Origin of the sequence: Vibrio sp. A1-1 (genome assembly GCF_021728175.1) — a bacterium.
Lineage (GTDB): Bacteria > Pseudomonadota > Gammaproteobacteria > Enterobacterales > Vibrionaceae > Vibrio > Vibrio diabolicus.
Genome location: NZ_JAKKCL010000002.1, coordinates 272,244 through 296,942, shown reverse-complemented (window position 1 = coordinate 296,942; position 24,699 = coordinate 272,244). Strand labels below are relative to the sequence as shown.

22 protein-coding genes and 1 riboswitch are annotated in these 24,699 nt (G+C 43.1%); of the genes, 11 read left to right on the top strand and 11 right to left on the bottom strand.

The genetic code is table 11. The annotated features are described in order from the left end of the window. The first annotated feature begins 17 nt into the window (after positions 1 to 17). Entirely contained in the window at positions 18 to 695 is a 678-nt protein-coding gene (locus L3V30_RS05400; protein WP_104972064.1) for a DUF2057 family protein, read from the top strand. 98 nt (positions 696 to 793) lie between these two features. Here the strand turns inward: L3V30_RS05400 and L3V30_RS05395 are convergent, their stop codons facing one another. Continuing rightward, positions 794 to 1,495 (bottom strand): pseudouridine synthase, encoded by a 702-nt coding sequence (locus L3V30_RS05395; RefSeq protein ID WP_237308485.1) that lies wholly within the window; start codon positions 1,493 to 1,495, stop codon positions 794 to 796. A 311-nt stretch (positions 1,496 to 1,806) separates the two neighbouring features. On the opposite strand from L3V30_RS05395, the gene L3V30_RS05390 reads away from it, so the two are divergent. Continuing rightward, a complete protein-coding gene (locus tag L3V30_RS05390; RefSeq protein ID WP_048626182.1) occupies positions 1,807 to 4,032 on the top strand; it encodes an NADP-dependent isocitrate dehydrogenase in 2,226 nt (741 codons plus the stop codon). A gap of 187 nt (positions 4,033 to 4,219) precedes the next feature. Here L3V30_RS05390 and cspD read toward each other — a convergent pair whose 3' ends face one another. Then, positions 4,220 to 4,438 carry a cold shock domain-containing protein CspD gene (gene cspD, locus L3V30_RS05385; protein WP_005378407.1) on the bottom strand — a complete coding sequence of 73 codons (219 nt, stop codon included), beginning with the start codon at positions 4,436 to 4,438 and terminating at the stop codon, positions 4,220 to 4,222. Between the two features lie 704 nt (positions 4,439 to 5,142). Here cspD and clpS point away from each other — a divergent pair. Together clpS and clpA are read left to right on the top strand one after the other, a co-directional pair. Then, on the top strand, positions 5,143 to 5,463 hold the full coding sequence (gene clpS, locus L3V30_RS05380; RefSeq protein ID WP_031780157.1) for an ATP-dependent Clp protease adapter ClpS: 321 nt from the start codon (positions 5,143 to 5,145) through the stop codon (positions 5,461 to 5,463). 50 nt (positions 5,464 to 5,513) lie between these two features. Further along, positions 5,514 to 7,781, top strand: coding sequence for an ATP-dependent Clp protease ATP-binding subunit ClpA (gene clpA / locus L3V30_RS05375; protein WP_237308484.1), 2,268 nt, complete (start codon positions 5,514 to 5,516; stop codon positions 7,779 to 7,781). Between the two features lie 135 nt (positions 7,782 to 7,916). On the opposite strand, the gene infA is transcribed toward clpA, so the two are convergent. From infA to aat, 3 genes are all read right to left on the bottom strand, one after another. Beyond that, positions 7,917 to 8,135, bottom strand: coding sequence for a translation initiation factor IF-1 (infA, locus tag L3V30_RS05370; protein ID WP_001040192.1), 219 nt, complete (start codon positions 8,133 to 8,135; stop codon positions 7,917 to 7,919). A gap of 81 nt (positions 8,136 to 8,216) precedes the next feature. Next, a complete protein-coding gene (locus L3V30_RS05365; protein WP_237308483.1) occupies positions 8,217 to 8,918 on the bottom strand; it encodes an arginyltransferase in 702 nt (233 codons plus the stop codon). Beyond that, positions 8,915 to 9,622: a leucyl/phenylalanyl-tRNA--protein transferase gene (gene aat, locus L3V30_RS05360; protein ID WP_104971465.1), complete on the bottom strand. Its 708-nt coding sequence runs from the start codon at positions 9,620 to 9,622 to the stop codon at positions 8,915 to 8,917. The genes L3V30_RS05365 and aat overlap by 4 nt, the downstream gene beginning before the upstream one ends. A 39-nt stretch (positions 9,623 to 9,661) precedes the next feature. Between aat and L3V30_RS05355 the strand changes: the two genes are divergently transcribed. Next, on the top strand, positions 9,662 to 10,138 hold the full coding sequence (locus tag L3V30_RS05355; protein WP_182032776.1) for a glycine zipper 2TM domain-containing protein: 477 nt from the start codon (positions 9,662 to 9,664) through the stop codon (positions 10,136 to 10,138). Between the two features lie 289 nt (positions 10,139 to 10,427). Next, positions 10,428 to 11,708: a 3-phosphoshikimate 1-carboxyvinyltransferase gene (aroA, locus tag L3V30_RS05350; RefSeq protein ID WP_237308482.1), complete on the top strand. Its 1,281-nt coding sequence runs from the start codon at positions 10,428 to 10,430 to the stop codon at positions 11,706 to 11,708. A 65-nt stretch (positions 11,709 to 11,773) separates the two neighbouring features. Here aroA and L3V30_RS05345 read toward each other — a convergent pair whose 3' ends face one another. Next, a complete protein-coding gene (locus tag L3V30_RS05345; protein WP_005387884.1) occupies positions 11,774 to 12,022 on the bottom strand; it encodes a YciN family protein in 249 nt (82 codons plus the stop codon). 437 nt (positions 12,023 to 12,459) lie between these two features. On the opposite strand from L3V30_RS05345, the gene topA reads away from it, so the two are divergent. From topA to L3V30_RS05325, 4 genes are all read left to right on the top strand, one after another. Continuing rightward, a complete protein-coding gene (topA, locus tag L3V30_RS05340) occupies positions 12,460 to 15,090 on the top strand; it encodes a type I DNA topoisomerase (protein ID WP_005390711.1) in 2,631 nt (876 codons plus the stop codon). 610 nt (positions 15,091 to 15,700) lie between these two features. After that, positions 15,701 to 16,918, top strand: a complete 1,218-nt coding sequence (gene glgC / locus L3V30_RS05335; protein ID WP_005390714.1) for a glucose-1-phosphate adenylyltransferase — start codon at positions 15,701 to 15,703, stop codon at positions 16,916 to 16,918. Further along, entirely contained in the window at positions 16,908 to 18,365 is a 1,458-nt protein-coding gene (gene glgA, locus L3V30_RS05330) for a glycogen synthase GlgA (protein WP_237308481.1), read from the top strand. The genes glgC and glgA overlap by 11 nt, the downstream gene beginning before the upstream one ends. Before the next feature lie 110 nt (positions 18,366 to 18,475). After that, positions 18,476 to 19,279 carry an alpha/beta hydrolase gene (locus L3V30_RS05325; protein ID WP_006742124.1) on the top strand — a complete coding sequence of 268 codons (804 nt, stop codon included), beginning with the start codon at positions 18,476 to 18,478 and terminating at the stop codon, positions 19,277 to 19,279. 37 nt (positions 19,280 to 19,316) lie between these two features. Here the strand turns inward: L3V30_RS05325 and L3V30_RS05320 are convergent, their stop codons facing one another. The 5 genes from L3V30_RS05320 to torD all read right to left on the bottom strand — a co-directional run bounded on the left by L3V30_RS05320 (position 19,317) and on the right by torD (position 23,659). Then, the gene (locus L3V30_RS05320; RefSeq protein ID WP_005390719.1) at positions 19,317 to 19,637 is read right to left on the bottom strand and encodes a hypothetical protein; all 321 of its coding nucleotides are present in this window, start codon (positions 19,635 to 19,637) and stop codon (positions 19,317 to 19,319) included. 20 nt (positions 19,638 to 19,657) lie between these two features. After that, positions 19,658 to 20,344, bottom strand: a complete 687-nt coding sequence (locus L3V30_RS05315) for a TVP38/TMEM64 family protein (protein ID WP_237308480.1) — start codon at positions 20,342 to 20,344, stop codon at positions 19,658 to 19,660. Positions 20,345 to 20,459: 115 nt separating this feature from the next. Then, positions 20,460 to 21,050 carry a TfoX/Sxy family DNA transformation protein gene (locus L3V30_RS05310; RefSeq protein WP_005390721.1) on the bottom strand — a complete coding sequence of 197 codons (591 nt, stop codon included), beginning with the start codon at positions 21,048 to 21,050 and terminating at the stop codon, positions 20,460 to 20,462. 116 nt (positions 21,051 to 21,166) lie between these two features. After that, a riboswitch (cyclic di-GMP riboswitch) is annotated at positions 21,167 to 21,256 on the bottom strand. 285 nt (positions 21,257 to 21,541) lie between these two features. After that, entirely contained in the window at positions 21,542 to 22,546 is a 1,005-nt protein-coding gene (purR, locus tag L3V30_RS05305; RefSeq protein ID WP_005390722.1) for an HTH-type transcriptional repressor PurR, read from the bottom strand. 465 nt (positions 22,547 to 23,011) lie between these two features. Then, a complete protein-coding gene (gene torD, locus L3V30_RS05300) occupies positions 23,012 to 23,659 on the bottom strand; it encodes a molecular chaperone TorD (RefSeq protein ID WP_006742122.1) in 648 nt (215 codons plus the stop codon). 266 nt (positions 23,660 to 23,925) lie between these two features. Between torD and torR the strand changes: the two genes are divergently transcribed. Beyond that, complete coding sequence (gene torR / locus L3V30_RS05295; protein WP_005390726.1) at positions 23,926 to 24,636, top strand: two-component system response regulator TorR; 711 nt, start codon at positions 23,926 to 23,928, stop codon at positions 24,634 to 24,636. Positions 24,637 to 24,699: the final 63 nt, after the last annotated feature.

Sequence of the window (24,699 nt, the reverse complement as noted above, 5' to 3'; positions counted from 1 at the left end):
TAAGGATGAAAAACTCTATGCAGTTATCATTAAAAGTGGCAATGGCGTTGTCTATTCTTGCCAGTACAAACCTTTATGCTGCAACGACTTTAGTGGTTCCAGAAGACGTGAAGTTACTCGCCGTCAATATGGAGAAGCCAAAACTTGAGGGGGGACTTTTCTCTAGTGAGAAGACAATTGAGATCCCCGACGGAACTAACCAAATTGTCTTCAAATATCAACCTGCTTTTGAAACAAACGAAAACCTTAAGACAGTTTACAGTGACGTGATCATCGCTAAGTTTGATGTTGAAAATGAAAAACTAAAGTTTGAACTACCAGAGTTTAAAACTCTTCGTCAAGCGCAAAACAACATCTCACCTTTAGATTGGCAACTTCTGGACACCAAAGGTCAACCTATTGCTTTGGTCGAAGATGTATTAGAGTCAGATGGTGTTCAGATTGGTCGTAATTACCCTCAAGAATCTCGTAACTACAATATTGCAGGAGGTATCGCGAGTGTTGCTGTTAGTTATGTAACTGTGAACCAGCATCAGCAATCAGTAAGCGATATTGAACCTCGAGTTGAGACTAGCGATACCCGAACAATAACAGTGCCTGAAGACAGTCCAATGGTTGATGTATTAAAGACGATGTACAATAAAGCGTCTCCAGCGGAAAAAGAGGCATTTAAAAACTGGCTAGCTGAGCAGTAATCCCTCAATTTGTTAGATAGGGTTTGACGGAAGAGGTTGAAACGCTTCCAAGAATCTAAAAAGCAGGCTTTAAGCCTGCTTTTATCTTTTCTGCCGTATTAGAGAGAGATTTCTCTCCATTCACCAGGCATTAGGTCGTTAAGGACGATATCACCCATCGAATGACGGATGAGGCGCAAAGTAGGGAAGCCAATGTGTGCAGTCATGCGACGCACCTGGCGATTTCTCCCTTCAATAATGGTAATGGCTAGCCAAGTTGTTGGGATATTTGCCCGAAAACGAACAGGAGGGGTTCTATCCCAGACTTGTGGTTCTGGAATCACTTCAACTTCGGCTGGTAGGGTCATACCATCTTTTAGCTCTACTCCCTTTCTCAATTTTTCAAGATCTTGCTCTTGAGGAGCGCCATCAACTTGAACCCAATAAGTCTTCGGCGATTTTGACTTTGGCTGCGTTAGCTTCGCCTGCAAGATGCCATCGTTAGTGAGTACCATCAAACCTTCGCTGTCTCGGTCCAATCGGCCAGCCGCATAGACATCTTTGATTGGGATATAGTCCGCTAACGTTTTGCGACCATCGCCATCGGTAAATTGACTGAGCGTATCGTAAGGCTTATTGAAAATAATGACTTTACGATCTTTGGGGGCCACTTTTGGCTTTTGGCTTTTTGTTGGGCGATTAGGGCGACGGTCTTGCCGAGTACGAGTCTTCGAGCCATTGCGATCTCCTGAGTGTTTAAAATGGCCCGTTTTAGACTGGTTACGACTGCGACCTTTTTCCTGACCTGTACGAGATGACATGTTAACTACCCTGCAAAAATGTAAATGAACTGTGTTTGAAAGTTTTAAGTTTTCTCATGATCGGATATGATTTGCGCGCCTAAAACTAACAAACGCGCACAGAATGATAGACTAATTCGTGTTATTTGTTTAATTATATCAGTGCACTCATGGATTCAGAGCTTAGAGCTTCAAACTACAACAAAGAGTGCGAACCGCATGTGGCGTTAGTGAGGAGACATGTACTGCTAACGTGCAGCAATGCGTCAATTAAACCAACTCAGACGCTGAGTTGATCAGCCAACAAGTTGATTAAAAAATAGGGAAATTTCATGCCTACAGAAAAACCTACAATTATCTACACCATCACTGATGAAGCGCCGGCGCTAGCAACTTATTCATTACTACCAATCATTCAATCATTCACAGCATCGTCTGGCATCAATGTAGATACTCGTGATATTTCACTAGCAGGTCGAATTATCGCTAACTTCCCAGAGCATCTAAAAGAAGAACAGCGCATTGGCGATGCGTTGACTGAGCTTGGTGAACTGGCTCAAACTCCAGAAGCAAATATCATCAAGCTGCCTAACATTTCAGCTTCAGTTCCTCAGCTTAAAGCGGCGATTAAAGAGCTTCAGGTGAAAGGTTACGATTTACCAAACTACCCAGAAGAACCGAGCACGTACGAAGAGAAAGCGATTAAAGCGGCTTACGACAAAATCAAAGGTAGTGCGGTTAACCCAGTACTTCGTGAAGGTAACTCAGACCGTCGTGCTCCAACTTCGGTTAAGAACTACGCGAAGAAAAATCCACATTCGATGGGTGCGTGGTCATCAGAATCTAAGTCTCATGTTGCGAGCATGTCAGACAATGACTTCTTTGGTAGCGAAAAGTCTACGACTATCTCTGGCGCAACAGAGGTCAAAATCGAGTTCGTCGGTAATGACGGTACAGTTAAAGAGCTTAAGCCGGCTTTCCCATTACTAGATAAAGAAGTCATTGACACTTCAGTCATGAAGAAGAAGGCGCTAGTTGAATTTTTCGAGAAAGAGATTGCTGAAGCGAAAGCACAAGACGTGCTGTTGTCTCTTCATATGAAAGCGACGATGATGAAGGTTTCTGACCCAGTCATTTTCGGCCATGCAGTAAAAGTTTACTACAAAGACGTTTTCGATAAATACGGTAAGCTGTTTGAAGAACTGGGCGTTGATGTAAACAATGGCATTGGTGATGTTTACTCGAAAATTGAGTCTCTACCTGAAGCACAAAAAGCAGAAATTGAAGCGGCAATTCAAGCGGTTTACCAAACTCAACCAGAGCTTGCGATGGTTGACTCTGATCGTGGTATCACAAACTTACATGTACCAAGCGACATCATTGTAGATGCTTCTATGCCAGCAATGCTTCGCTCTTCTGGTCAAATGTGGGGACCAGATGGTAAACAAAAAGACACCAAAGCGATGATACCAGATCGTAGCTACGCAGGTATTTACCAAGCGGTGATTGATTTCTGTAAAGAGCACGGCGCATTTGACCCGACCACTATGGGTAGCGTGCCTAACGTTGGCTTAATGGCTCAAAAGGCAGAAGAGTATGGTTCTCACGACAAGACATTTATTCTAGACGCAGCGGGTACTGTTCGCGTTGTTGATACTGCGGGTAACGTATTGTTAGAGCAAGCGGTTGAAGAAGGCGATATCTTCCGTATGTGTCAGGTGAAGGACGCACCAATCCAAGATTGGGTTAAGCTAGCAGTGACTCGCGCACGTGCAACAGGTGTTCCAGCCGTATTCTGGCTAGACGAAAACCGTGCGCACGATGCTGAACTCATTAAGAAAGTAAATACCTACTTACCAGAGCACGATACTGACGGTCTAGAGATTAAGATCCTATCTCCTGTTGATGCTTGTAAGTACTCGCTAGAGCGTATGAAAGCGGGTCTGGATACTATCTCTGTAACAGGTAACGTTCTTCGTGACTACCTAACAGACCTGTTCCCAATTCTAGAGTTAGGCACGTCAGCTAAGATGCTATCTATCGTTCCATTGATGAATGGCGGTGGTCTATTTGAAACAGGTGCTGGTGGTTCTGCTCCTAAGCATGTTCAACAAGTAGAAAAAGAGAATCACCTTCGTTGGGATTCTTTAGGTGAGTTCTTAGCACTAGCTGCATCCCTAGAACATCTAAGTGTGGTGGCAAACAACCCGAAAGCGCAAGTTTTGGCGGATACGCTAGACAAAGCGACTGGTGAGTTTTTAGATACCAACAAGTCTCCGTCACGTAAAGTGGGCGAATTAGATAACCGAGGTAGTCATTTCTACCTCGCACTTTACTGGGCGAAAGCACTTGCCGAGCAAACAGACGATGCTGATCTCGCTGCTGAGTTTGCACCGATTGCGAAAGCGTTGTCAGAGCATGAAGAAAAAATCGTCGCTGAGCTAAACAACGCACAGGGTGTGAAAGGAGAACTGGGTGGTTACTATCTGCTAGATGATGCATTGGTTTCTAAGTTGATGCGCCCAAGCGAAACCTTTAACGCGATCATTAACAAGTAAAATAGATGAAAAGAGCACGTCGCTTTCGGCGTGTTTCTTCTTTTATCAATACTTTGTATGTGGTCTATCTGTATTTCATAAGCTACAAATAGTAAGAAACCCGCTATCTTGGCGGGTTTATTTTTCTCTTCAGAACATCAAAATGACGTTTCGAGAGCAATATTTTTATTTTTCGACAGCGCTCTAATTATTTGGCTTGACCTTCAAGAGGCACGACGCTACTCGCGTGACAGCCTTTGGGACCTTTTTCAATCTCGTATGAGACTTGTTGGCCTGCTTTCAGTGTACGATAACCGTCCATCTGGATAGTTGAGTAGTGGGCAAAGATATCTCCCTCTTCTTCATCTGAACAAATAAACCCAAATCCTTTGGCATTGTTAAACCACTTTACTGTACCTGTAGCCATGCTTTTACATCCCTCATGCATTTTTTACTGAGTTGTTACAACAACCAAGTTATACCTTTAACCTGGTACTACTATTGTCAGCGAACGCTAACAAACATCTAGTCAATGAGAAATCACATTCACCAAGCTGCTTAAAAACAAATGGATTCAAAATGACGATTTATGCATCAACACTTTCCACTGTAGTCAATGAATCCCGACAGTCAATAGCATTAAGCAACAAACAGAAACATAATTGAGAACAAATCACTTTTGAGATTAACAAATTTGCAAACAGTTTTTCGTATATACGCGGAAGTTTGGTCAATTAGCCTGCAAAGTAGTATTCACTGGAAAAACCATACTGTTCGTGTTGCTTATGATAGATGAATCCTCTAACTGAATAAAAAATGAAGTTTTCGTGATAATTACCCCATTCTCAGTTAGGAAGTGTGATCTCGGTAGAAGACTGAGAGATGTTTCGCAATAGCTCGGAGGGGGTAAAAAGAAAGTTATTTTATAAGTAAAAATGTGTAACTTATCGACAAGCATCTTTTATTTGCGCCCCCTCAAGACCTGCATTAGTCTCTATATTAGGTAGCAACTTTTATCGATCAAAGATCGAATTCGGTGCCATATCTCACTACACCGCGCTGCACGCTTGTGGTAGATTGTTTTTATAGGTCGAAAACATCAACCCTTTGATACGATATCTTTGAATTGCCATGAGTAAAAATTTTGAATGGGTCACTCCGGACTCTGATCTTCTGGAGCGAGAAAGTACGAAAGTTCAGCCACCTAAGCTGTACAATGTTGTACTAAATAATGATGACTATACACCTATGGATTTCGTCATAGAGGTACTTGAGCGATTCTTTTCACATGACATTGATAAAGCGACTCAGATCATGCTCAAGATTCACTATGAAGGAAAGGCAATCTGTGGCACATACAGTGCAGAAATTGCCGAAACAAAAGTAGCGCAAGTTACGATGTACGCAAGGGAAAATGAACATCCGCTACTTTGCACTATGGAGCAAGCGTAAACAAAGAAGACTTGCTCGAACAACCCAAGTTGTTTTTTCGGGAGGTACTTATGCTAAATAAAGAACTAGAGTCAAGCCTTAACGGTGCATTTACTCGGGCGCGAGATAAACGCCACGAGTTTATGACTGTCGAACACCTCCTACTTGCATTATTGGAAAATGATGCAGCTAAGGAAGCCCTTTTAGCTTGTAAAGCGGATCTTGACGCTTTACGTAACGAACTCGATATATTCATCGATCAAACTACGCCTCTTATCCCAGACAGTGATGAGACGCGTGAAACCCAGCCGACTTTGAGTTTTCAACGTGTGCTACAACGCGCCGTCTTTCATGTACAGTCGTCTGGCCGCAACGAAGTAACAGGTGCAAACGTGCTTGTGGCGATCTTCAGTGAGCAAGAGTCGCATGCCGCCTACCTACTGAAGAAAAACGACATCTCCCGATTAGATATTGTTAACTTTATCTCCCATGGTATTACTAAAGCGTCAGGTGCAAGCGAAGACCCATCATCAGATTCGTTCAGTTCAGAGAGTGTCGAAGAGCCGAATTCTGAAGAACGTTTGGAAAGCTTTGCGACTAACCTTAATCAGGTCGCTAAAGATGGCAATATCGATCCACTGATTGGTCGCGATAAAGAGCTAGAGCGCACTATTCAAGTACTTTGCCGCCGCCGCAAGAATAACCCATTATTAGTGGGTGAAGCCGGGGTAGGTAAAACAGCCATCGCAGAAGGTCTTGCTTGGCGAATTGTAGAAGGGCAGGTCCCGGAAGTTATTCAAAACAGCGTGATTTACTCATTGGATATTGGTTCTCTATTGGCTGGTACTAAGTACCGTGGTGATTTTGAAAAACGCTTCAAGGCGATTTTGAAACAGCTTGAAAAAGAAGAAGATGCAATTTTGTTCATCGATGAGATACACACAATCATCGGTGCGGGTGCGGCTTCTGGTGGTCAAGTTGATGCCGCAAACCTTATCAAACCTCTACTAAGTAGCGGTAAGTTGCGTTGTATCGGCTCGACTACATACCAAGAATACAGCAACATTTTCGAGAAAGAGCGTGCGTTGTCCCGTCGTTTCCAAAAGATAGACGTTGTAGAGCCTTCTCTGGATGACACAACTAAAATCTTGATGGGCTTGAAGCCGAAGTACGAAGCACACCATGAAGTACGTTACACCAATAAAGCACTGCGTGCCGCGGTAGAACTTTCGGCGAAATACATCAATGAACGTCATTTACCAGATAAAGCCATTGATGTCATTGATGAAGCTGGCGCTCGCAGTCGTCTTGCTCCTGCAAGCCGCCGTAAGAAAACGGTTGGTGTTGCCGATATCGAAGCGATGGTTGCCAAGATGGCACGAATCCCAGAGAAGTCGGTTTCTTCTTCAGATAAAGACATCTTGAAGAACCTAGATAGCAAGATGAAGATGTTGGTATTTGGTCAAGATAATGCGATTGATGCATTATCCGAAGCGATCAAGCTGACACGTGCAGGTTTGGGCGTGGATAACAAACCAGTTGGTTCATTCTTGTTTGCTGGCCCTACTGGGGTGGGTAAAACAGAGGTGACGGTGCAGCTATCTAAGCTTCTAGGGATCGAGCTACTTCGTTTTGATATGTCGGAATATGGTGAGCGTCACTCCGTGAGTCGCTTAATTGGTGCACCTCCTGGTTATGTCGGTTACGACCAAGGTGGCTTGCTGACAGACGCTGTTATCAAGCACCCACATTCAGTCGTATTGCTTGATGAGATTGAGAAAGCGCATCCAGATATCTTTAATTTGCTATTGCAAGTGATGGATAATGGTACGCTAACGGACAACAACGGTCGTAAAGCAGACTTCCGTAATGTCATCCTCGTTATGACAACCAACGCGGGTGTGGCTGAAACTGAGAAGAAATCAATTGGTTTGATTCAGCAAGACAACAGTCACGATGCGATGGCGGAAATTAAGAAGGTATTCACTCCTGAGTTCCGTAACCGTCTTGATAACATCATCTGGTTTAACAGCCTTGATGAAAGCGTTATCCATCAAGTTGTTGATAAGTTTATTGTTGAACTGCAGGTGCAACTTGATGCTCGTGGCGTATCAATGGAGGTATCGCAAGATGCACGCCATTGGTTAGCGAATAAAGGTTATGATAAGGCGATGGGTGCTCGCCCAATGGGACGTGTTATCCAAGAGCAACTTAAGAAACCTTTGGCTAATGAATTGTTGTTTGGCTCTCTAGTCGACGGCGGCACTGTGAAAGTAACGCTAGTAAACGACACACTTAAATTTGAATATTTGAGTGAGAAAGAGGCTGCGATGCATTAATTGCTCCGTAGGGAAGTAAAAGCGCACGATTTTATCGTGCGCTTTTTGTTTGTCTGAACCTACTCGGAAATAAAAATCATGCAATAAAAAACGGAGCAAACTGCTCCGTTTTTTATTGCATCCGAAAATCAGAGATTAACGAGCGCGGAAGACGATGCGGCCTTTTGACAGGTCGTATGGAGTCATCTCTACAGTTACTTTGTCACCCGTTAGGATACGGATGTAGTTCTTACGCATCTTGCCAGAGATGTGAGCAGTCACAACGTGACCGTTTTCAAGTTCAACACGGAACATAGTGTTTGGTAGAGTGTCAAGGACCGTGCCTTGCATCTCGATTACGTCTTCTTTAGCCATTTAATCCTCTTTAGAAATTAGGCAATATTAGCGGGCTATATTCTGCCGCTAAATAGTAATTATGTAAAGTTGAGGCGTATTCTACCCTCGCCAACGCTGATTTACTAGCCTTTGGTGGCGTTGAAAGCGTGTTTTATAGTTCATTGCTGGACACTCATCAATCTGATAACCCAAATAAAGCCACTGTTGTTTGTTTTCTTGGCAGTATTTTATTTGATAGAGCACTGCCAAAGTGCCAAGAGATAACGGGTAGTCAGGGTCAAAAAAAGTATAAAATGCACTCGAACATTGAGTCATTACATCCGTTACCGCAATGGCGAGTAATTGATTTGACTCATCGTAAATATGCAAAAATGAAGTGGTCAGCCAGCTGGTTTGGGCAAACCGAGAAAATTCATCACGCTTTGGTGGGTACATAGTGCCGTTTTTGTGTCGTTTGGCAATGTAACGACTGTAAAGCGCAAACCATTCCTCATCCATTTCGGGTTTCATTTCCCAACGTAAAGGCTGTGCTTTACTGAGCAGCCTCTTCTGGCTTTTTGATAGCGTCACATCCGGAATCGAGACTCGAATTGGCTGGCAAGCGGAGCAATGCTCGCAATGCGGTTTATATATAGTATCTCCGCTACGACGAAAACCGTTGGCCATCAGCAGTTGATAGTTTTCTTCAGTATGCAGCCCTACATCAAGTGCCACCGCCACACGCTCTTGCCGTTCAGGCAAGTAACTGCAAGGGTGATTATTCGTTAATCCAATTCGAATATGTTGTATATCCGTACTCATACTGAATCCTGCAAAACTTGGGGCTTATAGGTATCAAATAGTGTTTGTTTTTCTCTTAAAGATAGTAGTTTTTGCATAAACTCGTTACGCTCTAGTTCAAATGCGCCAAGTGATGCCAAGTGCGAGTTCATAACCTGACAATCGATTAATTGACCTTGCTTTGACGCCAAATGGTTGCATAAGTACCACAATGCAATTTTAGATGCGTTATCTTTTAGGCTAAACATCGACTCTCCGCAAAAAAGTTGACCAACGCAGATGCCATATAGTCCCCCAATGAGCTCGTTGTCATGCCATACTTCTACAGAGTGACAGTGACCAAGTTTAGCTAACTCAATATAAGACGCTTGCATTTCCTCGTTGAGCCAAGTTTCCTCTGCAGGACGTGTTGATGAACATAGTCTAATCACTTCTTCTGTCGCGAAATTGAGCGTTACTTTATAGTTATGTTTACGCTGAAATTTTTTGAGACTTTTAGACGGTTTAAACGCTAAGGGATCAAAAACAGCGCGTGGGGAAGGGCTCCACCATAGAATAGGTTCTCCAGGACCATACCAAGGGAAAATGCCTTGATAGTAACCATTGAGGATTCTCATGGGATCTAAGTCACCGCCAAAAGCAAGCAAACCATTGGGATCGCTGAGTGCTTTATAGGGTGAGGGAAAGTTGAACGTTTCATCGAGTTCAGTTAAATAAATAGCCATAAGAAGTCGTTACCAACATTGGAGTCAGAGGAGTTTATGATGACCTGGTTAAGAAATATCGTAAAAGTATGGCTTGGGATCATACTGTTTTTACCACTTGTCGCCAACGCAGCCTATGAAAGAAATGTTGCCAAGCCGGTAAATGAAGTGGTGTATGGGAAGGTTGACTCTGTCCGTTATATTACTCAGCAAGAGGTCGTTCAATCGAAAAATAATGGTTGGAAAACGCTACTTGGTGCCACAATAGGCGGTTTAGTCGGCAATCAATTTGGTGGCGGTACTGGACGAGAAGTTGCGACGGCAGTTGGTGCACTTGCAGGTGCAGCGGTTGCACAAAATCAAAGTAATTACCAATACACGGTTGAATATAAGTTAGTTGAGCTACTCATCAAAGTGAAGGGCGACAAGCTGATTAATGTTATCCAAGATGTTGATAAAAATATGCTATTTAGTCGAGGGGATGAAGTTCGTATCTTATATTTTGATGATGGAGTCAGGGTTGATATCGCTTATTAATCCTACGTTATTTTAACCTAAGGTAGCCTAACCAGGCATGCACAGTAGGGCTGGCTTATCGTCAAATAAAGTCGAAATAGCTTGCTGTTTCGTCGCGCCTCTTTCGCTCTTATTTACATCGCTGGCAATGCCTTTAATTCTGCATCTTTAGGCTACTTGAGTATATTCATAAATTAGCGCCGATTTGCTCTGGTTTTGTCGTGTTTTTTTGGGTAGTCTGAATTCACGAAGAATTGTTTAGCTCTCATAAAAATCGTATGTTGAGGGCACAAAGGATTATCAACTTTTAATGGAAAGCCTAACGTTACAACCTATCAATAAAATTCAAGGGGAAGTGAATCTTCCTGGCTCTAAAAGCGTTTCTAATCGAGCTCTTTTACTTGCTGCTCTTGCTAAAGGCAAAACTCGCCTTACTAATCTCCTCGACAGTGATGATATCCGTCATATGCTGAATGCGCTGACTAAACTCGGCGTTCAATACCAACTTTCCGAAGATAAAACAGAATGTCTCGTTGAAGGCCTTGGGCGTCCGTTTTCTGTCTCAGAACCGGTAGAGTTATTTCTCGGTAATGCTGGCACTGCGATGCGACCGTTAGCTGCGGCTCTTTGTCTTGGAGAAGGGGAGTATGTACTGACGGGCGAACCTCGTATGAAAGAGCGTCCAATTGGTCACCTTGTCACGGCACTGAAAGATGCTGGTGCGAAGGTTGAGTACATGGAGAACGAGAACTTTCCGCCTCTCAAAATAGTCGGTACTGGCCTAAAAGCAGGTACAGTTTCTATCGATGGATCCATTTCAAGTCAGTTCTTGACCGCTTTCTTAATGTCTGCGCCATTGGCTGAAGGTGAAATTCGCATCAACATCGAAGGCGAGTTGGTTTCTAAGCCTTATATCGATATCACCCTGCATATCATGAAGCAGTTTGGGGTCGATGTGATCAACAACGACTATCAAGAGTTTGTGATTCCTGCCGGTCAGCAATACATCGCTCCAGGTGATTTCTTGGTTGAAGGTGACGCGTCTTCTGCTTCTTACTTCTTAGCGGCGGCAGCCATCAAAGGCGGAGAAGTTAAAGTCACGGGTATCGGTAAAAACAGCATTCAAGGTGATATTCAATTTGCTGATGCGCTTGAAAAAATGGGTGCAGAAATTGAATGGGGTGATGACTACGTAATTTCACGTGTTGGTCAATTGAAAGGCATCGATATGGATTACAACCATATCCCTGATGCTGCAATGACCATCGCGACAACAGCGTTATTTGCCGAAGGCACTACCGCTATTCGTAACGTTTATAACTGGCGTGTAAAAGAAACAGACCGTTTGTCAGCTATGGCGACGGAATTACGTAAAGTTGGTGCGGAAGTGGAAGAAGGGGAAGACTACATCATCGTCAAACCTGTCTCTCAGTTAAAGCATGCTGCGATTGATACTTACGATGATCATCGAATGGCGATGTGTTTTTCGCTGGTGGCACTTAGTGATACGCCTGTGACGATTAACGATCCAAAGTGTACGTCGAAAACGTTCCCTGACTACTTCGACAAACTTAAGGCTTTAAGCTGCTAAATATTCTGACCTGAAACAAAAATAGCCAGAGTGAATAACACTCTGGCTATTTTTGTTTTCCGCTACTATTTAACCAGCGTAAATTCCTTGGAAAGGTGATGCGCTAAGTATTTGAACATATTGAATACTGCAGTCGTATTTGAAGTTGGTAAACCTTTGTCATCAAGGAAGTATTCACCTTTAAAAACTAAAACACCTTCTTTTTCTTCTACGCTTGTTGCTCGCATTCCCTCGATGTAATCATCGTGCTCTTGGATGATTTGGTTAGCGATCAAAAGAAGGTCGAACTCTTCGATAAACGTTCTATCTGACATACTTTTTCTACCATTCATTTCAGTTGAGAACGCTGAGTATACCTACAACTAAAATGGGTTTGCATGATTAATTCAGTTAATCGTTCACTTAGCCTAAACAGATCAATTTTTAGAGTGAAAGTATGATTAGTTGGAGGATATGACAGAGCCACTGAACGAAACTATTTTGTGATGCGTAACAAAATTTATTGCATTGGATTAGCGGATGCTAAGTTTGCCTGTTTAGATATGCCGCTCAATACCTTTCAGAACCCTGTCTCTTTGAAGTATAAAGACGATGAATTGTCAACCAATCGGATCTGAATTTCAAAAAAGCAGTTGATCTTCTTTTCATCTCGCACAATAGTAAAAAAAGAAGCAATGAAATAGAACATTATGCGGGTGGCCTTTAAACAAGGTTTCTACCCGCATTATTATGAAGGACGTTAGAGTCAGTTATGGGTAAATCACTCGTTATAGTGGAGTCACCAGCCAAGGCAAAGACGATAAATAAGTATCTTGGTAAAGACTTTATTGTTAAGTCTAGTGTTGGTCATGTGCGTGATCTGCCTACGGCCGGTCAAAGCACTGGTGAGAAAAAAGCCGCAGCCATCTCAACAAAAGGGATGAGTCCGGAAGAGAAAGCGCGCGTTAAAAAAGAGAAAGACCGCAAAGCGTTGATCAAAAAAATGGGGATTAACCCATATCATGACTGGGAAGCGAATTACCAAATCCTTCCAGGCAAAGAAAAAGTTGTCAACGAACTACAAAAACTCGCCAAAGACGCAGATTGCGTTTATCTCGCAACCGATTTGGACCGCGAAGGGGAAGCAATCGCATGGCACCTTCGTGAGATCATCGGTGGCGATGAAGAGCGATACAAACGTGTAGTTTTTAACGAAATTACGAAAAACGCGATCCAACAAGCTTTCCAGACACCTGGTGAGCTGAACATGGATGGTGTAAATGCCCAACAAGCGCGTCGCTTCATGGATCGTGTCGTTGGTTTTATGGTTTCACCTCTACTTTGGAAGAAAGTGGCTCGTGGTTTATCTGCTGGTCGCGTGCAGTCTGTTGCGGTGAAACTATTAGTTGAGCGTGAGCGTGAGATTAACGCGTTTGTACCAGAAGAATTCTGGGATATTCATGCGAATACGAAAACGAAAGACAAAGCGGACTTTAAACTGCTTGTTGCTCAGAAAGATGGTTCTGCGTTTAAGCCAGTTAATGAGGCAGAAACCAAAGCAGCGATGTCTGTGCTTGAGAATGCAAGTTACGAAGTATGTAAGCGTGAAGACCGCCCTACAAAGAGCAAGCCTTCAGCACCTTACATCACCTCTACGCTTCAACAGGCAGCGAGTACACGTCTGGGCTACGGTGTGAAAAAGACCATGATGCTAGCTCAGCGCCTCTATGAGGCTGGTTATATCACTTATATGCGTACGGACTCGACTAACCTAAGTGCCGAGGCTGTGGACGCTGTACGTGACTTTATTGGTTCTGAGTTTGGTGATAAGTACTTACCAGCGAAACCGCTGACGTATGGCAGTAAAGAAGGTGCACAGGAAGCGCACGAAGCGATCCGTCCATCAAATGTGGGTGTTAAAGCGGAAGACCTGCAAGGTGTCGATGCTGATGCGCACAAACTTTACGCTTTGATTTGGAATCAGTTTGTCGCGTGTCAAATGACGCCAGCAGAATACGATTCAACAACCATCAGCGTAAAAGCAGCAGAATACACGCTTAAAGCGAAAGGCCGTATCCTTAAATTTGACGGTTGGACTCGTGTACAACGTCCAATGGGCAAAAACGAGGATACAATCCTTCCTGCGGTACAACTTGGCGATAAGCTAAGCTTAGAGTCACTTGACCCTAAACAGCACTTTACAAAGCCACCTGCGCGCTACACTGAAGCAGCACTGGTTAAAGAGCTGGAAAAAAGAGGTATTGGCCGTCCTTCGACTTATGCATCGATCATTTCTACGATTCAAGATCGTGGTTACGTAAAAGTTGATCAGCGTCGTTTCTACGCCGAAAAAATGGGCGAAATTGTTACCGACCGCCTTGATGACAGCTTTAACGATTTGATGAACTACGACTTTACTGCGCGTATGGAACAGAAATTGGACCAAATCGCTGAAGGTGAAGTGAACTGGAAAGCTGTGTTAGACAACTTCTTTGCTGATTTTACTGGCGATCTTGAAAAAGCGGAGCTGGATGAGTCAGAAGGCGGTATGAAGTTAAACCACATCGTCATGACGGATATCGAGTGTCCGACGTGTAGCCGTCCAATGGGTATCCGTACTGCTTCGACAGGTGTGTTCTTAGGCTGTTCTGGTTACGCGTTACCACCAAAAGAGCGTTGTAAGACAACCATCAACTTGGGTGACGAAGAGGGTATTATTAACGTTCTAGAAGAAGACGTTGAAACGGCCGCGCTTCGTGCTAAAAAGCGTTGTCCGATCTGTGAAACGGCGATGGACGCATACCTGATTGATGACAAGCGTAAGATGCATGTTTGTGGTAATAACCCTAACTGTGAGGGCTACCTTGTTGAATACGGCGAGTTCAAAGTCAAAGGCTATGATGGTCCAGTTGTTGAATGTGACAAATGTGGCTCAGATATGGTGCTTAAGAACGGTCGCTTTGGTAAATACATGGACTGTACGAGTGAAACGTGTAAGAACACTCGTAAGATTCTGAAGAATGGCGAAGTCGCGCCACCGAAAGAAGATCCTGTTCATTTCCCCGAGTTACCATGTGAAAACTCAGATGCGTATTTCGTACTTCGTGATGGTGCTTCAGGTCTATTTATGGCGGCAAGCAACTTCCCTAAATCGCGCGAGACACGTGCTCCTTTGGTTGCTGAACTGGCACGTTTTGAAGAGCGTTTACCTGAGAAGTTCAAATACCTAGCGACCGCACCGCAAGAAGATCCTGATGGTCGTCCTGCAGTTGTACGCTTTAGTCGCAAAACAAAAGAGAACTACGTTCGTTCGGAAGAGAACGGCAAACCATCTGGTTGGACAGCGCTCTTTGTTGAAGGTAAGTGGGAAGTCACAGATAAGCGTAAAAAAGCGAAAGCATAAAAATGCACCATTAAGGTAATGTAAAAAGGCAGCGATATCGCTGCCTTTTTTGCGTAGGGGCCGACAGTTTTCTCCTGCGCATTCTTCCTCTAATCGACCTTTCCTCACTTTAACAAGCACCATTGTCGCTAGAAAACACCAGAGTCACGATTTATTGGTAGCGAACGTATTTTTTATGTAAAAAACATTCGTCGTAACTTTCATTTTGCGTTCATATATTTGTTATATATTAAGCTCAAAAAGTCGGTGGTGTAGTGAATCCGTTCGTAAATTGTTTTCATAATGTAATCGTTTGCTTTTGCATGTGTGATCTAGATATCGTCTTGAGTAAGCAAGAACTGTATGGAACACAGAATGGCGTATTAAAAATTGTAATTTAGAACCTGCTTAGATAATTTATTACAAAAATTAGTGCAACTGTGTGCATTTTGCGTCGAAAAATAAGAAAAGAGTGGACGTTGCATACTGGAAGTGCCGTAGCTTTTTTATCGTGTTGTAAGAGTTCAAAGAAACTCCTGATACGGTTAGTAAATGTATTCGCTTGACTCCCCGAGTATGACTCATTCAAGCGAGTACCAAATCCAAGCTATAACGATATGGAGAACAACAAATGGCTGGTGTTTTGGGAATGATTCTTGCTGGCGGTGAAGGCTCTCGTTTGAGACCTTTAACAGAATCTCGTAGTAAACCTTCGGTACCGTTTGGTGGTAGCTATCGATTGATCGATTTTGCTCTAAACAATTTTGTAAATGCGGATTTAATGCGCATTTACGTCCTCACCCAATTTAAATCTCAATCTTTGTTCCATCATTTAAAAAAGGGCTGGAACATTAATGGCATCACTGACCGCTTTATCGATCCTATTCCTGCTCAAATGCGCACTGGTAAGCGTTGGTACGAAGGAACGGCAGACGCGATCTATCAAAACCTCCGTTTTATGGAACTAGAGGAACCAGAGCAAGTTTGTATTTTTGGTTCTGACCATATCTATAAGATGGATATTAAACAAATGCTGAACTTCCACTCAGAGAAACAGGCTTCTCTCACGGTATCAGCATTGCGTATGCCACTAAAAGAGGCGTCGCAATTTGGGGTTATCGAAGTGGACAGTGAAGGTCGCATGATAGGCTTTGAAGAGAAACCAGCAAACCCGAAGTCAATTCCTGGCGATCCTGATTACGCTTTAGTTTCAATGGGTAACTACGTTTTTGAGGCTCAGGTGTTATTCTCTGAGTTGGTTGAAGATGCGGATAATGAAGCTTCATCACATGATTTTGGGAAGGACATTATTCCTAAGATGTTCCCTCGAGGTGACGTGTTCGTGTATGACTTCAGTACTAACAAAATCAGCGGTGAAAGAGAAGAGGTGTACTGGCGTGACGTGGGAACCATTGATGCGTACTGGGAGGCGCACATGGATCTGCTAGAAAAAGACGCACCGTTTTCACTATATAACCGTAAATGGCCGCTGCATACTTATTATCCTCCACTGCCGCCAGCGACATTTACAGACTCTGATAATGGCCGTGTTCAGATCATCGACAGTTTGGTATGTAATGGCAGTTACGTCAGAGGCTCAAGAATAGAAAAGTCGGTGCTTGGGTTCCGCAGTAATATTGCATCTGCTTGCGATATCAGCGAATGTATCCTTCTTGGTGACGTGAAAATTGGCGAAGGCTGTGTTTTACGTCGTGTGATTGTCGATAAGGATGCCGATATTGCTCCTGGTACTCAGATTGGTGTGAATCTTCAAGAAGATAAAAAACACTTCCATGTATCTGAGGAGGGCATTGTTGTTATTCCGAAAGGAGCTCGAGTTGGCTACTAACAACTTATCTATTCTGTTTGTAGCTTCTGAGGTTGAAGGTCTCATTAAAAGTGGTGGCTTGGCAGACGTTGCCAAGGCACTACCGGAAGCCCTTCAAAACCTACAGCAAGACGTAAGAATTACCATCCCTGCGTACAGCAGTATTGATAAACTCGCTGACGCAGAAGTTGTATTAGAAACAGAACTAACATCATGGCCGCATACGGAGTATCGAGTTCTGCGGCTCATGCTAGGTCAAAATCCTGTTTATCTGATTGATTGTCAGCCGTATTTCAATCGACCATCGATGTATGCGGAGAACAACCAAGCGTATACCGATAACGGTGAGCGCTTTGCGTTTTTTAGTGCGGCATGTTTAGACATGTTGCCAAAGCTTGCTTTTCAGCCGGATATCATACACGCGAACGATTGGCACACTGGTCTTGTTCCATTTTTGCTCAAGCACAGGTATGGCAATGATCCGTTTTTTGCTCATACTAAAAGCGTCATTTCAATTCACAATGCGGTCTTTAAAGGCGTATTTAGTTATGAAGACGTGCAGTGCTTGCCAGAGTTTCATTGTCGACACGTTCCCGATGCTGCGGTGAGTGCAACGCATATTACGATGCTCAAAGCTGGTGTAATGAATGCAGATAAGATAAACGCGGTCAGCCCTACGTACGCAGAGGAACTCAAAACAGAGCTTGGCAGTCATGGAATGGCTTGGGAGTTTCAGCAACGCGCGCAGGACTTAGTTGGTATTTTGAACGGTTGTGATTACAGTGCTTGGAACCCGGAAACGGATACTTACTTGCCAGTTAATTACTGCGCTGACCAACAAAGTATGACGCAAGGCAAGAAAGCGTGTAAACAAGCATTACAACTGCGGCTAAATTTGCCTGAAAAAGATGTAGCTATGTTTGGTATGGTTTGTCGGTTGACCCAGCAGAAAGGTGTGCATTACTTGTTGCCTGCTTTGGCTGATTTTTTGAAGCACGATGTTCAACTAGTTGTCGTTGGGACCGGAGACCCTTTACTAGCCGCTCAGCTAGAAGAGGTTGCTGCACAGTTTTCTAGTAAATTTGTCTTCGTAGAAGCTTATGATAATGAACTTGCGCATATCGTTGAAGCGGGTTCTGATTTCTTTCTGATGCCTTCTGAGTTTGAACCATGTGGTTTGAATCAAATCTATAGTATGGCTTACGGTACATTGCCGATAGTACGTGGTGTCGGTGGTCTAAAAGACAGTGTCAACGATTATGATGTGAACCCTTCTGAAGCGACGGGGTTTGTTTTTTTCGAACCGACACCGCAGGCATTGTTGTTAACGATGCTAAGGGCACTGTTGCTCTATGCTCAAAACGAACCTGAAGTGAATAAAGTACAGTTGCACGCGATGCAACAAGATTTTTGTTGGCAAAAGTCCGCAGAAGCTTATTTGCAACTTTACAATTCGGCGTTAAATTGACTTAAAATTGTAACGAAAGGCACCGAATGAGGTGCCTTTATTATCTTGAGTAAGGGGAGTGTGGTAGGATGGCTTTTTACTCAATAGCACGACCTTTTTGATACTTGAATATGACCCAGCCGCTACTTTTTCATAAAACCTATTTGCACCCTACTAGTCATGAGTGGGTTGTATTTGTGCATGGTGCTGGCGGTAGCTCTTCTATCTGGTTCAAGCAAATCAAAGCTTACAAGCAACATTTTAACTTATTGCTGATCGATTTAAGAGGTCATGGAAAGTCAAATCAGTTACTTAAAGAGCTCATTGCCAGCCGTTATACCTTTACGGAAGTTACCCAAGATATTTTGAAAGTATTGGACCATTTAAAGATCCAATCCGCTCATTTTGTCGGTATGTCACTTGGTACCATTATTGTTCGAAACCTTGCTGAATTATCAGCAGAGCGCGTGCGTTCAATGGTACTCGGTGGCGCTGTCACAAGGCTCAATACTCGTTCTCAAATATTGGTTAAATTAGGTAATTTTTGTAAGCACATTCTGCCGTACATGTGGCTCTACAAACTTTTTGCGTACATTGTTATGCCACAGAGAAGCCAGCGAGAGTCTCGCCATCTTTTTATTCGTGAGGCCAAGAAGCTTTGCCAAAAAGAATTTAAACGTTGGTTTATTCTTGCTGCTGATGTAAATCCTTTAATGAAGTATTTTAAAGATCGAGAGTTACCCATTCCCACACTCTATTTAATGGGCGACAGAGATTACATGTTTATTAAGCCTGTTAAAGAAATGGTTGCGGCGCATAAGCTTAGTGTTTTACGAGAGATCCCCAACTGTGGTCATGTTTGTAATGTTGAGCGCCCTGAAGATTTCAATCAACATTCCATCGAATTTATTAAGCAGCAAACGGTTTCTGCTTAGCGCTGAATAAATCGATTGAGTAGGAGTAGGGGAGTTATTAAGGCTCCCCTATTTGATGTCCACATTGCCAACAAGCACCAAACTGCCCCTCGTTTACCTCATGGCACTTCGGGCACTGCCAATCTTGATACTCATTTCCATCGGATTGTTTGCGGTAGGCTTGTACTATTCCTTCTGCTTTTACTTGTTGTTTGGCGTCAAAAAGCCAGACATAAGGATCGGTATCATCACTAAACGGCAGCTCTCCTTTTAAACCGAAAATACCTTCTCCGCGGACTTCACAGTAGACTTGCTCGGTTTTCAATAATTCGCACACGATATGCGCTTCTGCTGGGTTTTTAGCAATGAATATTTTCATTAAACACGTCCACTTACTAATTATGAGTTTTGCTGACTCGGTGTTGGCCTTACTTTATTCATAACCCATTTAGTGATGATTGGAAACAGCCCCAGTAACGCAAAAGAGGCCAATACCGCAGGTGAAATAATGCCTGACAGGCTTTCAATTGTTGCTAGCTGAGTACCGGCGTTTAAGTAAACTGCAGTGCCTGGCAACATACCTACTTGGCTAGTAAGGTAAAATCGACCTACAGACATTGGCGTTAAGCCCATCAACAAGTTGATAAGAAAGAAAGGGAATACCGGAATGAGACGCAAGGAAAATAGATAAAATGCACCGTCCTTTTCGACACCTTGGTTAATTGCGATTAACTTATTGCCGAACTTGTTTTGTACCCAGTCACGCAGCAAATATCGGCTGCTTAAAAATGCTAGCGTTGCACCCACAGTACTGGCGAAAGAAACCAGTAATAAGCTCGTCCAAAAACCAAATAGAGCCGCACCAAGTAATGTAACCACAGCAGCACCAGGAATAGAAAAAGCGGTAATTGCAATGTAGGCAAAAAAGTAAATAGCTGCCGAAAAAACAAAGTTCTGATCGATGTATGTGGTCAGCGCTTCTTGTTGGGCTTTTGCATTTTCCAACGTTAAATACTGACTAAAGTTAACGCCTAAAAAGATAATGATCGCGACCAGTATTAGGCCTAATATCAGTTTCTTATTCATATTTATGATTCCAATTTGGGATATATGTAATAAGACAGAAGGAAAGTCGAAAAAATTTCACAAAAAAACCGCAGATTAGACTGCGGTTTTACAAGATAGTTTTTAAGGCCGACTTTTATTGGAGGCCGTTCATCAACTCATCTCGGCGAGCTTGAGGTACAACGCTCCAATGAGTACCGTTAATAGCCCCTTCTAGTGCCCATAACAGCTCAATGTTGACGGTTGCAGAGTGCGTATCTCTTATCGCTTTATAAGCGTTAAGTGCACCTTCCTCTTCCAGTTTTTCTACTGACTCAATGCCTGCTTTTTTCAGCATGCGTTCAGTCGCCAGTCGTAAGTTAGGCAAATCTTTTAAGCGATTAGGCTTTGTAGTTGCCTGCTGTTCTTTTTCAAGCTTTGCCTTTTTCAACGATTGGTTAGCTACTTCGATTAAGCGTTCGCTAGACTCCCATAAATCGTTGGAAATTGCGTAGTACTTTGTAACGACTGGGAAGCCACGTTTTTTATAAACGTAAGGCTTTAGCCCTTGTTTCTCGAAGTCAGATGAAGTTTGTTGGTCTGCTCTTATATGAAGCTGATTATTTACAACTAGTGCAAACATTGTTTCATCAGCGAATAGTCCGAAGCCACCAAACATTGAGCGCGACTTGATATTACCAAGTGCCTCAAATAGCTTCATAGAGTCTTTGAGTATCGGTTTATCCATGTTTTGTTATCTCGGTGTAATTAATATTACGCCACCAAAAGTCAGGTCCGAGAGAGTAGCAAACATGCGCAAAAGCAATGTCATTACAGGGTAAAGTCATCGCTTGCACACTTGCCATCGGTAACCCCGCTACCTTCCATATAGTACTATGGTTCAGGCCGGAGGCTTTGCGTCCCACCCTTTCGAATGGTTTGCCCTGTGCGTGACAGAGTGAGCATACTTCGTATATTGAATTAACATCACGTTTTACCCGTAAAAGTGTGATTTTGGTTCAATAAAAAGTGTCGACAAGCGCATGTTTGTGCATATTTGAGAATAAGGCGGGATGATCTCGAGGTTGTGAGGGAGTGTGATTTACCTACATATAAAACAGAGACTTAGAGATTCGAGGCTTTTTGTCTAACAAACCTAAGTCAGGGAAAAGTTATTTAGAGATAAAAAATAAGCGCCCTTTTAGAGCGCTTATTTGACATCGTTATATTTGGCGAATTTTAGTTCATTTTCTTCACGGTGTTTCGAATTACAAGCTCAGGTTGCATTTCGAAAATTCGCTTTTCGTGTTCTTTATCTTTGATTCGCTCAAGTAGGATCTCGAACGCATTTTTACCCACACGACGTTTAGGTTGGTGGATAGTTGTTAACGGTGGAGAGAAGTATTCCGCAAGCTCGATGTTGTCGTAGCCGATCACTGAAATATCATCAGGAACTTTGATGCCGTTTTGTTGTAGGCGGCTCATTAGGCCCAGAGCCATTGTGTCGTTAAAGCAGAATACCGCTGTCGGACGTTTGTCCATTGCTGTAATTTTATCTGCGACTAATACGGCCGTATCACATTCAAAGTTACCTTCAAGGATCCAATCTTCATTTACAGTTAGGTTTGCTTCGCTCATCGCGCGACGGAAACCTGCAATGCGCTCTTGGCAAGCAAGTTTTTCAAAGTGACCGCTTAGACAAGCAATATCAGTATGGCCATTGTCGATCAGATGTTTGGTTGCGATGTAGCCACCTTCTTCTGAGTTATCCATGATCTTGTCCGCTTGTGAGCTTTCTGGACCCCAATCCATGACCACTTTAGGAATGTCGGCATGACGGTCAAGCATCTCTTTAAGCTCTTCGGTTAAGTCAGAACACATCACTAGGATGCCATCAACACGTTTTTCAGCCAGCATACGGATGTAATCGCGTTGTTTTTCGTAAATCCCACCCGTATTACACAGAATCAGAGTGTAGCCTTGGCGGTAACAGTAGCTCTCAACCCCGTCAATCACTTCTGAGAAGAATAGGTTGGTTGACTGCGTTACTAACATGCCAATCGTACGAGTTGAGTTGCACTTTAGGCTGCGTGCAACAGCACTTGGCGCGTAATTCAACTCGTCCACGGCTTTCATTACTTTTTCTTGCGTTGCTTCTGCAACGAAACGCGTTTTATTGATAACGTGCGAAACTGTCGTAGTGGAAACGCCGGCTAAGCGAGCAACGTCTTTTATAGTGGCCATAAATGGTGTCCTGTATCGAGCTACTGAAATATGTCGTGTTGGATGTACCTGATGCTCTAATGGTTTACACCCAGCAATCTAAGGTTGGCGCTAAGTGTTTCGGCAGCGGTTGGTCCAAGCACGACAAAAGGGTACGTAGCAGCATCGGTCGATGAATTTTATCTTTTTTCTATCTGATTAGAAATTGCCATCAACCTGTTAAAAAACACAAAAACCGCTATATTTCAGCGGTTTACATATAAATCATATTTAATCGTTTGCGCTCACATTTTAGCCCTATGTGGACTGACTAGCAATGTTTTCAGCAAGAGATTTGTGTATTTGAAGTCACATTTTGACTGCTAAATAACCAAGCGTCTTTGAGCTAAGTTAAGGCAAACGAATAATATACCCAACTTACTTACATTCAGTTATTTCAGGTATACAGGAAGCCCGATAGGCGGGCTCCTTAAAAATAGGCGGCAATTATTCACCAAGAAGGTAAGCGCTGTCTAGTTTACAAAATGCAACTAATAGTTTCGCGACGCTCGAGTAGAACCCAAATTCGTCGAATTGTTTACATTTGTCTGCAAACTGAGGTAACCAAGACATCAACTGTTGCTGGATAAAGTCGTTTTGTTTAACGAAGGCTTCTTCCATGTGTTTTTCTTGCTCAAGTTCGTTTGAGCGGATGATCATGTTGCCGAGAAAGTCTAGTTCAACGGCTAAGTGGTCCGCTGGCTCTTTTAGATTTTCATCTACTTGAACGCCAAATTCTGCCATCAACTTTTCCATTTCCTCGGCGGGCTTGTCATTCAGCAAACCTGATTCACCGATGTACATCGATGCGTAAGGAAGAGCGCCGTATTTTTCTGTCTTCAAAAACAGTTCACAAAAGTCAGCAGCAAGCTCCAATTGAGCGTCTTCACGATCTTGCAATCGGTTTAGCGCATCAACTAGGCTATCAACGGCTGGTTTCAGCGACTCATTTTCACCTAAACCTGCTAGAAAACTGCGAATTTCAACACTGTGGTAGGCTTCCAGCTCTTTCTCTGTTAGCTCTTTTGCGAACAAGCTCGAAAACCACCAGTAAATTTCAGCGCGTTTTTCATTAAAAGCTTTCACTTCTTGCATCTTGGGCTCCTGAATGATGCTTCAAGTTGTGCATCACAAAGTCAATTAGGGATATCCCCTAAGTGTAATCAATTAAAATGAATAGCAGTAACTATAATTATTATGTTTTATGGTCAAAAATTAACGTTTATTAATAGCGATGGGTAAGCTTGTTTTGAATCAATAAAAACGCTAAATCTTGCTTTTTAATGTATCTATGACTAGAAATGTTACTAGTTATGAATAGAATACGTCTTGGATAATAAGAAGACAGAAAAGTGGTGTAAATGAGCTATCACGTATTAGTCGTAGAAGATGATGTTGTAACTCGTAGTAAGCTTGCGGGATATTTCCAAAATGAGGGTTACCAAGTCAGCGAAGCAGAGAGTGGCGCAGAAATGCGTGAGGTCCTGCAAGCGGGTGATGTAGACCTAATCATGCTGGATATCAACCTGCCGGGTGAAGACGGCCTGATGCTTACTCGTGAATTACGTAGCCAATCGGATATTGGTATCATATTAGTAACAGGACGCACGGATAGCATTGATAAAATCGTAGGCCTAGAAATGGGCGCTGACGATTATGTGACAAAACCTTTTGAACTGAGGGAATTGTTGGTTCGCGTTAAAAACTTGCTGTGGCGTATTTCAGCAGCGCGTAGCGGTAGCGCGAAAGCGAACGAAACCAGTGAAGAACATATTGTACGTTTTGGAGAGTGGACATTCGACATTCAACGTCGTGCGCTGAGCCGTAACGGCGAACCCGTAAAATTGACCAAAGCAGAATACGAACTTTTGGTGGCGTTATCGTCTTACCCTAACCAGGTGTTAAGTCGCGAGCGTATTTTGAATATGATCAGCCACCGAGTTGATGCTCCCAATGATCGTACTATTGATGTTCTTATTCGACGTATGCGCGCAAAAATGGAGTTTGATCCAAAGAACCCACAAATTTTTGTGACGGTGCACGGCGAAGGCTATATGTTTGCTGGTGATTAAACTGAACAAACCTAAGTCTTAAAAAAGAAAAAGGAGAGCTTCGGCTCTCCTTTTTTGTGGTTT

Bases quoted from the DNA above. Each gene is read 5' to 3' on its own strand.
- L3V30_RS05400 (WP_104972064.1), top strand. From the start codon at position 18: ATGCAGTTATCATTAAAAGTGGCAATGGCGTTGTCTATTCTTGCCAGT.
- L3V30_RS05395 (WP_237308485.1), bottom strand. From the start codon at position 1,495: ATGTCATCTCGTACAGGTCAGGAAAAAGGTCGCAGTCGTAACCAGTCT.
- L3V30_RS05390 (WP_048626182.1), top strand. From the start codon at position 1,807: ATGCCTACAGAAAAACCTACAATTATCTACACCATCACTGATGAAGCG.
- cspD (WP_005378407.1), bottom strand. From the start codon at position 4,438: ATGGCTACAGGTACAGTAAAGTGGTTTAACAATGCCAAAGGATTTGGG.
- clpS (WP_031780157.1), top strand. From the start codon at position 5,143: ATGAGTAAAAATTTTGAATGGGTCACTCCGGACTCTGATCTTCTGGAG.
- clpA (WP_237308484.1), top strand. From the start codon at position 5,514: ATGCTAAATAAAGAACTAGAGTCAAGCCTTAACGGTGCATTTACTCGG.
- infA (WP_001040192.1), bottom strand. From the start codon at position 8,135: ATGGCTAAAGAAGACGTAATCGAGATGCAAGGCACGGTCCTTGACACT.
- L3V30_RS05365 (WP_237308483.1), bottom strand. From the start codon at position 8,918: ATGAGTACGGATATACAACATATTCGAATTGGATTAACGAATAATCAC.
- aat (WP_104971465.1), bottom strand. From the start codon at position 9,622: ATGGCTATTTATTTAACTGAACTCGATGAAACGTTCAACTTTCCCTCA.
- L3V30_RS05355 (WP_182032776.1), top strand. From the start codon at position 9,662: ATGACCTGGTTAAGAAATATCGTAAAAGTATGGCTTGGGATCATACTG.
- aroA (WP_237308482.1), top strand. From the start codon at position 10,428: ATGGAAAGCCTAACGTTACAACCTATCAATAAAATTCAAGGGGAAGTG.
- L3V30_RS05345 (WP_005387884.1), bottom strand. From the start codon at position 12,022: ATGTCAGATAGAACGTTTATCGAAGAGTTCGACCTTCTTTTGATCGCT.
- topA (WP_005390711.1), top strand. From the start codon at position 12,460: ATGGGTAAATCACTCGTTATAGTGGAGTCACCAGCCAAGGCAAAGACG.
- glgC (WP_005390714.1), top strand. From the start codon at position 15,701: ATGGCTGGTGTTTTGGGAATGATTCTTGCTGGCGGTGAAGGCTCTCGT.
- L3V30_RS05325 (WP_006742124.1), top strand. From the start codon at position 18,476: ATGACCCAGCCGCTACTTTTTCATAAAACCTATTTGCACCCTACTAGT.
- L3V30_RS05320 (WP_005390719.1), bottom strand. From the start codon at position 19,637: ATGAAAATATTCATTGCTAAAAACCCAGCAGAAGCGCATATCGTGTGC.
- L3V30_RS05315 (WP_237308480.1), bottom strand. From the start codon at position 20,344: ATGAATAAGAAACTGATATTAGGCCTAATACTGGTCGCGATCATTATC.
- L3V30_RS05310 (WP_005390721.1), bottom strand. From the start codon at position 21,050: ATGGATAAACCGATACTCAAAGACTCTATGAAGCTATTTGAGGCACTT.
- purR (WP_005390722.1), bottom strand. From the start codon at position 22,546: ATGGCCACTATAAAAGACGTTGCTCGCTTAGCCGGCGTTTCCACTACG.
- torD (WP_006742122.1), bottom strand. From the start codon at position 23,659: ATGCAAGAAGTGAAAGCTTTTAATGAAAAACGCGCTGAAATTTACTGG.
- torR (WP_005390726.1), top strand. From the start codon at position 23,926: ATGAGCTATCACGTATTAGTCGTAGAAGATGATGTTGTAACTCGTAGT.